This is a genomic window from Scytonema sp. UIC 10036 (assembly GCF_009725235.1).
Genome location: NZ_WJFC01000007.1, coordinates 131,766 through 144,587, shown reverse-complemented (window position 1 = coordinate 144,587; position 12,822 = coordinate 131,766). Strand labels below are relative to the sequence as shown.

Sequence of the window (12,822 nt, the reverse complement as noted above, 5' to 3'; positions counted from 1 at the left end):
ACATCATCATTCACCGAGCTCTTACTCACTAACAACTATCCACTAACCACTAACAACCAACAAATAACAACTAACCACTAACCACTAACCACTAACCACTAACCACTAACCACTAACCACTAACCAATGACTGATGACTACGAACTAATTTCGCGAGAAGAGGCGCTAGCAGGTTTACCAGCTAAGCGAGCAAACACTTTACTGTTCCTTATAGAAAGCCAAACAGCACACCTTGTAACACGCTCGCGAGTAGAGTTTTCCTTAACTGAGTCAGCAGCTAACGAACGCGCTCTTGCTTTTTTGGAAGCCTTCGCTTTAGGACAAGCGCCTCCACTCCATCCTACTATTCAACACCTAGAACAGTATGCTCCCCAATGGTCGCCCTTGGTGCCTGAGAATCCCAAGGTGAAAGCTGCTGTCATCCATGCTATGAGTCAGAAGTACAACTTTACGTACCAAACTATACCTCATATCCGCTTAGCTTTAAGCATGGACGAGGATAGAGTGCAGCAAACTTATTATCGTCAATACCGGAAGCAATTGGATACAGTATTTGCTCCCCGACTTTCACTTACAGAACAGATAAGGTGGAGCGCAAACCTTGTAACTCAAAGAGTAGAATCTTTACCCCCTTTCTGGATTGCTTCTTTAGTGACTGTTGCTCTGGGTCTTCCTCAAGCTTTTCTAGCATTGCCTATTGCCTGTGCTACTGTTGGACCTTTAATTACTTTAATATTTTTAATCGTATTAGGAGCTATTAATATTCTGACGATGGTTTGCATGGCAGAGGCAATTAGTCGCAGTGGGGATTTTCGTTATAATAACGCCTTTATTAAACAATTAGCTGCTAACTATCTTGGTAGTGCTGGTTCTTTTATTCTCTCCTTAGCTGTAGGTATTCGTGTCTTTTTAATCGCTTTAGCCTGTTATATTGGTTTGTCAACAGCAATGGCAAACTTTACACCCATATCTGCACAGATTTGGGCAATTATACTATTCTTAATTGGACTATACTTCATATCACGTAAATCTGTTAGCTTTACAGTAACCGTTATGGTACTGTTAGCAGCAATTAATGTTAGCTTACTGTTGCTGCTCTCGCTGCTAGCGTTCCGTCATTTGGAATTAAGCAATCTGCTATATATTAACTTGCCTTTCTTCAATGGGAATTCTTTTAAACCTCAAATACTGCATCAAGTTTTTGGTGTGATGCTTATGCTTTATTTTGGACACATTTATGTAGGTGAATGTGCTAAACTGGTGCTACCCAGAGATAAAAGCGCAGCTTCTCTTATTTGGGGCAGTGTTGCAGGAACAGCTTTTTTAACTGTCCTCTTTTGCGTGTGGGTGTTGGCAATTAATGGAGCGATCGCACCACAAGTTTTAGCAAGCCAGTCAGGAACTGTACTGGAACCGCTAGCACAGCAAGTTGGTCCTATTGTCAAAATCATAGGAGCAGTTTTAGTCACCTTTCTCTTAGGAATGGCATGGATTCGGAGTTCCAGCTTGCTAGTTAACATAGTGAAAGAGTGGCTACCCAGCAAACCTCAACCTATCTTAATGCTGCCATGCCAACGGGGAAGATTAATTTTGCAACCGCGCAATCACTCCAACAAAATTCCTCATATTGGTCTGACTTATTTAGGGCTAGCAGAGAATCATCCAAAATTCCGCCTGGATATTCAGTTAAATGGCAACATTCGTCACATTGAGATAATAGTTTACAAGCGTTGGGAAATCAAAGAGATTCTATCTCAACTCAAAGGTCTTGAGCGCAATGATGTTAACTTGATTGTAGAAGTACAGTCTGCAAATTCAGAAGTTGTCTGTTTGAAAATCACCTCATCAATGATTCTGACTTATGAAGGAATCTTACAAGGAACAAATACAGCAGAACAACAAAAAGACCGACAGTTGTGGTTAAGTTTGTTAGTAAAGCAACGTTTGTTACTGTCCATAAGCCCTCTCATACTTGTTTTTCTGTTAACCGAATGGTTGTTCTTTGCCGATACACAATCCTTTGCTAACGTTCTTGGATTTGCAGGTGTGCTAGGAAACTCCCTAGTGGGTGGAATATTTCCTGTTCTGATTTTGGCTTCTAGCCGACGTAAAGGTGAAATGGTTCCCAGTGTTGTTTTTCAACTTCTGAACCATCCTCTATTATTAACAGCTATTTACAGTTTCTTTCTCATTGTGCTTATCATCCACGGTTTGTTTATATGGGAACATCCTATTGCCCGTACCAGTGCCATTGGTATTGCAATTATGGCTATTGTAACAACCTTTATTATGAAATACACAGGGGCATTCACTCAACGTACTGTTGTAGAAATGAGAGAAGAACATGGAGAAAAAACCATTTTTAGTATTACGGCTGGAGGGCAACCCAAAATAGCAAAAGTCTGTTTGGGATATGCTGAAGGTGAGCAAAAAATACTTGCAGCCACTGTTGAAATTCCTTCGCCTTCATCGCTATCCTATGCTACTTTTCAATTACCAACCAAACGCACAGAAGAATTGAGAGTTTGGGCGCATAAAGATAAACCTAATGGCGACTTTGAAAGTTTACCTGCTTATTTAGAGGTTTGTAGAGGAAATAAAAAGATGCAATTTGACTTAAAACTCTCTGGAGGCAAAGTTTTACTACCAGCGATCGGCAATGAGTGTTATTTGACAATAACCTGGACTGGGGTCTAAATTCCCTACTCCCTACTTAAACTATTTGGAGGATATTATGGCAAAGATTGTATCTGTTCATTCCTTTCGTGGCGGTACTGGAAAATCTAACTTGATTGCTAACTTAGCAGCAACGCTAGCAACCCAAGGTGAAAATGTAGGTATTATCGATACAGACATCCAATCGCCAGGAATTCATGTCATCTTCGGTTTAGATGAAGAAAAAATGAATTGTTCCTTAAATGATTACTTGTGGGGAAACAGCCAAATTCAAGATGCAGCATATGATGTCAGCCATGTTTTAAAGGCAAAACAAAGACAGGTATCAGCACAAGGCAATCTTTATCTGATTCCCTCTAGTATTAAAGCAGGTGAAATTGCCAGAGTTTTGCGTGAAGGTTATGATGTAGGACGCCTTAATGACGGATTCAAAGAGTTGATTCACTGTCTTAACCTAGACTATCTCTTAATTGACACTCATCCGGGGTTGAACGAAGAAACCCTTCTTTCCATTGCTATTTCTGATATTTTAGTTGTCATCCTGCGTCCGGATCGCCAAGACTTTCAGGGTACTGCTGTTACAGTAGATGTAGCTCGCAAGTTGCAAGTTCCTAAAATGATGTTAGTCCTTAATAAAGCACTGCCTACATTCAATTTTGAAGCTTTGCAAAAACAGATAGAGACAACATACAATACGACAGTAGCTGGAATTATACCACTTTCTGAAGAATTGGTTCAACTTGCTAGTAGCGACATTTTCTGTTTGGACAACCCCACTCATTCCTTCAGCCTGACGGTGCAAGCAATTGCCCAAGAAGTTGTTGGTGAGCAAAAGAAAGTACTTGTCGGAGGTGTTAAATCTTGATGCTTGAACAAGAATTGCGTGCTAGCGTACTTGCTTCTTATGGTGCTGATGCTTCACAAAGAGAAGAACTGCTAGCTTACAATCAAAACATTTTTGAACATAACAATTCTGCTCTTCGCCTCACATTTCCACTCCCATCTGAACCTCATGTTGCTATTTGGCAAGAATATACCGATCGAGCGAAAGTCATCGGAACATTTAAAGTCCTACAGCAAGCTTTAGTTCAATTTCAGTTTCCCATTCAACAAAGTATCAGCCAGACTGAAGTTTATCGTGCTGCTACGCGTAAGGGAATTTCAGTAGAAAATACTGTTGAAGCAACTGGTTTAAACTTAAAAAACACAGAAAAATTGCAATTATTCTTGCATCAAACTCTAGCAGGAAGAATCCCGGTTTTACTAGCTGAAAATCGAGAGGATTTTGTTACCCTCGTACAAGCCCTTACTATGCATAACGAACCACGTCCAATTCCTGCTTCTATGGGAGCTTGCATTGTAGCTGGTTTCAACAATTGGGATAGAATTCGACGATATCGAAGACAGTGGGAAGCTCAAAAGTCTCAGAATTTTTCCGAAGCTGATTGGTTAAATGAGTTTAAACAACTTATCCCTCAAAAACATCTTTATCAGGATAAATTCATCATTTTAAGTGGAGGTTTCTATAGCAATGTTGCTGCTACTGAAATAGGACTCACAGACTTAGAATGGCAGCGTATATCCTTAACAATTCGTTTAGAACATGAATGCACGCACTACCTGACACGCCGCCTGTTCTCCTCCATGCGAAACAACTTACTAGACGAATTAATCGCTGACTACAGAGGCATTGTAGCTGCATGTGGTTACTATCGCTCTGATTGGTTTTTGCATTTTATGGGGCTAGAATCCTTCCCCAAATATAGAGAAGGAGGTAGACTTCAAAATTACCGAGGGCAACCACCACTTTCCGAAGCTTCTTTCAAGATTTTACAGGCGTTAGTGAAAAATGCTGCAGAAAATCTACAGCGCTTTCATACTGAATATGCAAATGAAATCAAAACCCCCAACCATCAAATTTTAGTCCTAGCAGCATTAACTTGTTTAACTTTAGAAGAATTAGCTTCAGATAAAGCTGCTTTGCAAATTAAAAAGAATATAGACCAACTGAAAAATATGTAGAACATCTTATCCGCGTTCATCTGCTACAGGCTGCAGTTTCTTAACTTCTCAATCCAAAATCTACACGACTATGACAACAGAAGTTCTGCTAAAAGAATTAAACAACAGCGATATTGATTGGATCAACCTCACCGGACGTCGGAGAGAAATATCTCCTGGTACTGTTTTGGTTCAAGAAGGCAAAACCCCAAACAACCTCCACATTCTGCTGGATGGAACTTTAAAAGTCACGATTCCTCAAGGTAGCAACAATCCTCTCAATCGTGCATTTGCAGCCATAGAAGGTGACGAATTTTCAGGTAGAGAGATTGCGAGACTTTCTAGTGGTGAAGTCGTAGGAGACATTCCTTTTGTGGGTTTTCGTCCCACTGCAACTACTGTCAGCGCTATCGAAAAATCTTTGGTGATGTCAATTCCCCGACAACAACTTGCAGTCAAGTTACAGCAAGATACGGGTTTTGCGGCTCGATTTTACCGAGCGATCGCAATATTGTTTTCAGATAGACTCCAAAATATCATCAATCAACTTGGTCGTAGCAACCAAGCAAAAGGACAACCACTCAGAGATGTACTCTGTGTCTTAGGAGAATTAAACGACAGTGACATCGATTGGATGATGGCTTGTGGGACACCGCAAAAAATACCAGCTAACACTGTACTTATTCGCGAGAGAGGACCTGTAGACGCCCTGTATGTGCTACTTGGTGGAACAATGTCCGTTTTTATTTCAGAAAACGAAATGAATCCTCTCGCCCGTGCTTTTGCAGCTATTGAAGGAGGTGAAACTGTAGGGAGAGAAATTGCCAGATTGTCCAAGGGCGAGATTATTGGAGAAACCCCCTTTATTGATACTCGCTTGCCCTCAGCAACTGTAAAATCCTTAGAAGATTCACTTGTATTATCAATTCCCCGACAAGAATTGGCAACAAAATTACAGCAAGATGTGGGATTTGCTGCTCGCTTTTATCGTGTCATTGCCACACTGCTTTCCGATCGACTTCATGGAATGCTTGTCAAATTTGGTTATGGTAGGCGTGTTTATACCAAAGGACAACCACTGAATGACAATGTTGAATACGAAGATGAACTCGATTTTAATGTTTTGGATCGGATGGCACTTGCAGGAAGCAGATTTGATTGGATGTTAGGGCATTTACAAAGAATTTAATGTCATTGGTCATTGGTCATTTGTCATTGGTCATTTGTCATTGGTCATTTGTCATTGGTCATTTGTCATTGGTCATTTGTTATTTTATCTCAGTCTCATTTAGATTTTTTAAGTCAAAATAGATTTTCATCAAAAATCCCTACCCCCTACCCCCTAAAATGTTAGAGCAAAAGCCTAATTTATTCCGAAAAGAGTCAATAGAACGTTTGGCTTCACCAGAAAGACTAGACCAACTGATGCAAGTTGTTAGCCCCAAGAGTTGGCTACCTATAAGTGCTTTAGGTTCTTTAGTAGTGGGAGCGCTCATTTGGAGTATTTACGGACGCATTCCTATTACTGTAGAAGGTCGAGGAGTGCTAATATTCCCCAGAAAAGTAGTAGCACTACAATCAAGAAGTGCGGGACAATTAACAGACCTTAATGTCAAGGTTGGAGATATAGTTAAAAAAGGAGATGTGTTGGCAACCGTTGACCAAGTTGACCTCCGCAAACAGCTACAATTGGCACGTACCAAACTAGCACAATTAGAACAGCAAGATCGCAATACAAGTTCAATCCAAGCACAACGTCAGAATTTAGATCGAAAAGCGATCGCAGAACAACGTTATAGTCTTCAGCAAAGGCTAAAAATTGTACGAGAATTGACACCCACTCTCAGAGAAAAAGGGCTTGTGTCAATCCAACGCGAGCGTGAAAATTTACAAGCACGTTTAAAAACTCTAGAAAATTTGCTTCCCACTTATAAAAAGAGATGGGATACCCGACAACAACTTTTTAAAGAGGGTGCAGTTTCAGATGATGTTGTGTTACAATCACGTCAAGAATACGATAATGCTCGTGCAAGTATTGATGATGTTCAATCTCAGCTAAAACAGCTAGATTTGAAGGAAACTGATGAACAAAGACAGTATTTGTCAAACCTCAATGAACTAAAAAATATTCAAGCCCAGTTACAAGAACTGAATACCAAAGAAGCGAGTATTGCTCAACAAGATTTAGAAAACTCAACTCTCCGGGAAAAAGAAATTCAAGAAGTTCAACGAGAAATTGCCCAACTAGAACTGCAACTGGGAAATAACAGCCAAATTATCAGCCCACACTCTGGGCGAATTCTTGAAATGACAGTGAATGCGGGAGAGGTTGTGAATGCGGGTGCGCGTTTAGCAAGTATAGATGTGGAGAACACAACAACCAAACTTATGGGTGTTACTTATTTTCCCGTACAGGATGGCAAGAAAATCCAACAAGGTATGACAGTGCAAGTGACACCACAAATCGTCAAGCGGGAACGCTTTGGAGGGATAATCGGCAAAGTGACTAGTGTTTCACCGTTTCCCATTACAAAAGAAGCTGCGACAAATTTAGTCGGTAATCCAGAAGTTGTTTCAGGGTTAGTTTCTGACAAACAAGAAGGAGTCATGCAAGTATTCTCCGAACTACAGATGGATACCTCAACTTTCAGTGGTTACAAGTGGTCTTCTTCCAATGGACCACAACAAAAAATCTCTTCTGGAACAACCACTCTTGTTCGAGTCAAGGTAGATGAACGAGCACCAATCACATTCCTTTTACCAATCCTGAGGTCTTACAGTGGTATCTACTAGTCCTTCATCAGCAGTACCTATTCACCCTTTGCAGCACCTGCAAAAGCTCCTAAAAGGAGCCAGCAAAAGGGTTAAAACCCCCACTCTTTTGCAAATGGAAGCAGTAGAGTGTGGTGCTGCTGCTCTAGGAATTATTTTAAGTTACTATCGTCGAGTTGTTCCCCTACCAGAATTGCGACGCGAATGTGGCGTTTCACGTGATGGTAGTAAAGCCTCTAATGTGCTAAAAGCAGCCAGAAAATATGGGCTTCAGGCAAAAGGCTTTAAAAAAGAACTACAAGCCCTGAAAAATCTGACCCCTCCTTTCATTGTATTTTGGAATTTTAACCATTTCTTGGTTGTAGAGGGATTTGATACCAATAGAGTTTATTTAAACGATCCTGCAAGTGGTCCGCGAACTGTATCCCAAAAAGAATTTGATGAAGCATACACTGGTGTGGTGTTACTCATGGAACCGGGTGATGAGTTCACCAAAGGAGGTTCCAAACCGGGCATACTTTCTTTATTATCGGTGCGTCTTGCAGGTGCTGTTGGCGCGTTAGCTTATTGTGTATTGGCGGGATTTTTATTGACCTTAGTGGGTATGATAGTCCCCGTCTTTAGTCAAGTTTTTGTTGATGAAATTTTAATTCAGGGAAGGCTGCACTGGCTGCGACCTCTACTTTTGGGGATGATAGTGACAGCTATATTACAGGGGATACTGACACTTTTAAGATTAAAGTATTTACGCCGACTCAAAGTTAAACTTTCTGTAGGGATGTCCAGTCGCTTTTTGTGGCACATCCTGCGATTGCCTGTAAGTTTTTATGCTCAACGTTTTGCCGGGGAAATTAGCAACCGTACCGGTCTTAATGACGAAGTGGCAGAAGTGCTTTCCGGGCAATTAGCAACCACGGTTATCGACACGGTTATGATACTTTTTTATGCTGCTGTCATGTTCCAGTATGACTCAGTTCTGACTTTACTGATGCTTGGTTTTGCGGCTGTGAACGTTTTCACTTTACAGCTCGTTTCTCGTCAGCGCGTTGACGCCAATCAGCAGTTAATACAAGAATATGGCAAAGCGTCTGGAGCATCTATAGCTGCTCTTCAAAGTATAGAAACGCTAAAAGCATCTGGTTTGGAATCAGATTTCTTCGCCCGGTGGTCGGGATACTACACTAAAGCGATAAATTCTCAACAGGAATTAGGAGTTACAAACCAAGTCTTTTCTGTATTACCAACTCTGCTTTCATCCTTATCTTCCACAGGCTTACTGGTTATTGGTGGTTGGCGAGTTATTAACGGACACCTCAGTATTGGTATGCTCATCGCTTTTCAAGGTATGATGCAGAACTTTTTAACACCTGTTAATAACTTGGTTAACTTTGGCAGTACCCTTCAAACACTAGAAGGGAATTTGATTCGTATTGATGATGTGTTACAAAACCCCGTCGATCCACAACTGCAGCAGAGAAAAGACAGTGGGGCTGAATTGGTTTCATCTCCTCGCCTCGAAGGTTACGTGGAATTAAAAAATATCACGTATGGTTATAGTAACTTAGAACCACCGTTGATTGAAAATTTTAGTCTTACAATTAAGCCGGGACAACGGGTTGCTTTAGTTGGAGGAAGCGGTTCTGGCAAATCTACGATTGCTAAGTTAATTGCTGGGCTTTATCAACCCTGGAAGGGAGAAATCTTTTTTGATGGAAAACTGACAAATGAAATCCCCCACCAAATACTGACAAACTCCGTTGCAATGGTAGAGCAAGATATTTTGTTGTTTGGTGGTACGGTTAGAGATAATTTGACTTTGTGGGATACGACAGTTTCCGATAAAAACTTGGTAAGAGCTTGTCAAGATGCGGCTATCAACAATGTTATCCTTTCCATGAGTGGAGGATACGATGCAGAATTGATGGAAGGTGCAGGCAATTTAAGTGGAGGTCAGAGACAGAGGTTGGAAATAGCTCGTGCTTTGGTCAATAATCCTTCTATTCTCATCATGGATGAAGCCACAAGTGCTTTAGATGCTGAAACAGAACAAGCAATCGATCGCAACCTGCGGCGACGGGGATGCACTTGCATTATTGTCGCCCATCGCTTGAGTACTATCCGCGATTGTGATGAAATTATCGTTCTTGACCGTGGCAAAGTTGTTCAAAGAGGGACTCACCAAGAATTATGGCAAACCAATGGTGTTTACTCGCGGTTAATACGTACTGAAGGATAAAAGATGAAGGATGAAGGATGAAAGAAATATATCACGTTAAAGGCAATGAACCAATATTGCTGAACAATCCTAATATTGTTTGGATTGTTCAATCTGGTACTGTAGCATTGTTTGCTGTCACTATTGATAATGGTGCAATTAAAGGACATCGCCGTTATTTGTTTAGTCAATGTTCGGGAGATGCTCTGTTTGGAACTGCCAACGAACACCACCAAATTCTAGCAGTGCCAATGGGGGAAGTACAACTGTTGCAGGTTGAGCAAGCATACTTTCAAGAAGCGATCGCACTTGGAGAGTCACAAGCATTCACCTTAATTGAGAATTGGTTGCAAGAATTCAGTTCTGTCTTGACTTTGTTTACTCAACCAATGATTCAGGTAAAGGCTCAAAGACAACCAGCACGTTATTCTCTCAACAACAATCAAACATTTCAACCGGAAGCAGGTGCTATTTGTTGGGTAAAAATTCATCAAGGTCGTGTTCGATGGATGGGGTTTGAGGAACTGACTTTTGATGCCACATCGGAAGTCTTCCCTATAACTGATATCATGTGGTTGCAAGCTTCAGGTGCAGTTCAGTTAAGCACTCAAATAACATCTACAATTCAAAACCCAGAGATTCTTTTAAGTGGGTTATCTCAACTTCATACCCAGTTCCTAAGCTGCATTGCTCTTCACCAGCAACAAGAAATTCAAGAAGAATTTCAGAGGTTGCAAGAACAAGCTAACTCTAACTATCGTGTTACAGCAGAAGCCTTAGGGGATTTAGCATCAGCTTTAGGTTCTTACGAAGCCACTTTGTTTCTTGAAGGAGCACCCTTACTCGTGGTCGCTGGTGCTGTTGGTAAAGCTTTGGGTGTAAAAATTCGTCCCCCTGCTCGCTCTGAAGACCTCAAACGCTTTAAAGACCCTTTGGAAGCTATTGTACGCTCTTCACGCCTGCGGATGCGACGAGTGCTCTTGCGAGATAACTGGTGGCAAAGAAACTGCGGTCCCTTAGTCGCATACTTAGAAAACAACAATCGCCCGGTAGCACTTTTACCTCTTTCCAGCACTCGTTATGAAGTTTTTGACCCGATTGAGCAAACCCGCACTCCTGTCAACGAACAAATTGCGCTAACGCTGTCTCCTGTTGCGTGTATGTTTTATCGGTCTTTACCCGATAAAGTTCTCAAAGGTTTTGATGTCTTTAGGTTTGCACTGAAAGGACAAGTAAAAAACATCTTGCTGATTGTTGCGATTGCAATCCTAACGACTCTCTTGGGGATGCTCACACCTCAAGCCACTGTCATCTTAATAGATAATGCCATTCCCGACAGCGATAAAGGATTGTTGCTGCAAGTTGGGGTAGGACTGCTAATTGTTGCTTTAGCAACAACAGTCTTTCGCCTAACTCAAGGATTAGCTCTTTTGCGTATGGAGACAGTATCCGACTCTTCTACCCAAGCAGCCGTTTGGGACAGGCTGCTAAATTTACCTATATCTTTCTTTCGTCAGTATACAACAGGAGACCTGCAATCCCGCGTTTCCTCCATTACTACAATTCGTCGCCAACTCAGCGGTACAACTTTAATAAATTTGATTGGCGGTATATTTGCATTGCTAAACTTGGCACTGTTGTTTTTCTATAGTTGGAAATTAGCGATTGTTGCCTTAATTGTTGCTATATTAACACTTGCCGTTACAGCAATCTCAGGAATTATCCTTGTCCGCAAAGTCCGTCCGCTGTTAGAAATGCAAGGAAATATATTTGGGCAAACAGTCCAGATTGTCAATGGCATTTCTAAATTGCGTGTTGCAGGGGCAGAAATGCGTGCCTTTGCTGTTTGGAGCAAAAACTATAGCAAGCAAGTTAAGCTCGATCTCAGTACTCAATTTATCGACGATATAGTAGCAGTTTTCAACACAGTGATGCCGACACTAACCTCTGCTGTCATCTTCTGGTTGACAATTCGCTTGCTTGAGGAGTCGCTCACTTCTAAAACTGTTGTCTTATCGATTGGAACTTTTCTTGCTTTCAACACAGCCTTTGGGACTTTTATTAGAGGTGTCACAAATGTCAGTAATATTATTACAGATGCTTTGCAAGTTCTTCCCCAATGGCAACGTGCTCAACCCATCTTAGAAACTATACCAGAAGTAGATTTAAGCAAAGCCGATCCGGGAAAGCTCAGTGGTAGAATTGTAGTAGATTGCGTTACCTTTCGTTACCGCAAAGATGGGCTCCTCACTTTAGACAATGTCAACATTCATGCAGAACCTGGAGAGTTTATTGCACTTGTCGGAGGGTCTGGGAGTGGCAAATCAACTCTATTTCGATTACTGCTTGGTTTTGAGACACCTGAAGATGGTGCTATATACTATGATGGTCAAGACCTTTCAGGCTTAGACGTTGATGCAGTGCGCCGACAGTTAGGCGTGGTCTTACAGAACGGTCGGCTACAGTCAGCTTCGATTTTTGACAACATTGCTGGCGGTGCGAATATCACGTTAGATGAAGCCTGGGAAGCAGTCCGGATGTCTGGCTTAGCTGAAGATATCAAAGCTATGCCCATGCAAATGCATACCGTGGTGAGTGAAGGAGGCGGTAACCTCTCTGGAGGACAGCGTCAACGGCTTCTGATTGCACGTGCATTGGTGTTGAAACCCCGGATTTTACTATTTGACGAAGCAACAAGTGCTTTAGATAACAGAACTCAAGCAATTGTGAGTGAAAGTTTAAACAAATTACAAGTCACAAGGCTAGTTATTGCTCACCGTCTCAGTACTATCCGCAATGCTCATCGTATATACGTACTCCAATCAGGTCGAGTGATACAACAAGGTGGTTTTGATGAGTTAGTTTCTCAAGAAGGACTGTTTGCACAACTGATGGCTCGACAAATGGCGTAGTCATCTTTCTAGCGTTGCATAATAAAGGGATGAATGTGCGAATCGATGTTTATTATGAGCATCCTAATTTCGCCAAAACGCCCTCACACTAGAAGTGTGGGGCTATACAAACGAAGTCCGCAAGGCAAGGACTAATTTTAGATATGCGTAGCCGCGATTACGAACATCGCAAGCGTGTTTTTTCCAAATTGGGATGCTCCCGCATAGAGGAGATAAAATTGTCTAAAAAAATACTACATTCTCTTT

Annotated in this window: 7 protein-coding genes; all 7 read left to right on the top strand. The window is 41.5% G+C overall.

Annotation, left to right across the window (positions count from 1 at the left end):
* Window positions 1–126 precede the first annotated feature (126 nt).
* Window positions 127–2,697 carry a hypothetical protein gene (locus tag F7734_RS05670; protein WP_155743758.1) on the top strand — a complete coding sequence of 857 codons (2,571 nt, stop codon included), beginning with the start codon at window positions 127–129 and terminating at the stop codon, window positions 2,695–2,697.
* A gap of 37 nt (window positions 2,698–2,734) precedes the next feature.
* Window positions 2,735–3,541: a MinD/ParA family protein gene (locus F7734_RS05665; protein WP_155743757.1), complete on the top strand. Its 807-nt coding sequence runs from the start codon at window positions 2,735–2,737 to the stop codon at window positions 3,539–3,541.
* A complete protein-coding gene (locus F7734_RS05660) occupies window positions 3,541–4,698 on the top strand; it encodes a hypothetical protein (protein ID WP_155743765.1) in 1,158 nt (385 codons plus the stop codon). Before F7734_RS05665 ends, F7734_RS05660 begins: the two co-directional genes overlap by 1 nt.
* A gap of 70 nt (window positions 4,699–4,768) precedes the next feature.
* Window positions 4,769–5,866: a cyclic nucleotide-binding domain-containing protein gene (locus F7734_RS05655; protein ID WP_155743756.1), complete on the top strand. Its 1,098-nt coding sequence runs from the start codon at window positions 4,769–4,771 to the stop codon at window positions 5,864–5,866.
* A 158-nt stretch (window positions 5,867–6,024) separates the two neighbouring features.
* Window positions 6,025–7,470 carry an NHLP bacteriocin system secretion protein gene (locus tag F7734_RS05650; RefSeq protein ID WP_155743755.1) on the top strand — a complete coding sequence of 482 codons (1,446 nt, stop codon included), beginning with the start codon at window positions 6,025–6,027 and terminating at the stop codon, window positions 7,468–7,470.
* Window positions 7,457–9,685 carry an NHLP family bacteriocin export ABC transporter peptidase/permease/ATPase subunit gene (locus F7734_RS05645; protein WP_166481744.1) on the top strand — a complete coding sequence of 743 codons (2,229 nt, stop codon included), beginning with the start codon at window positions 7,457–7,459 and terminating at the stop codon, window positions 9,683–9,685. Before F7734_RS05650 ends, F7734_RS05645 begins: the two co-directional genes overlap by 14 nt.
* Before the next feature lie 17 nt (window positions 9,686–9,702).
* On the top strand, window positions 9,703–12,576 hold the full coding sequence (locus F7734_RS05640; protein ID WP_155743754.1) for an NHLP bacteriocin export ABC transporter permease/ATPase subunit: 2,874 nt from the start codon (window positions 9,703–9,705) through the stop codon (window positions 12,574–12,576).
* The last annotated feature ends 246 nt before the right edge of the window (window positions 12,577–12,822 follow it).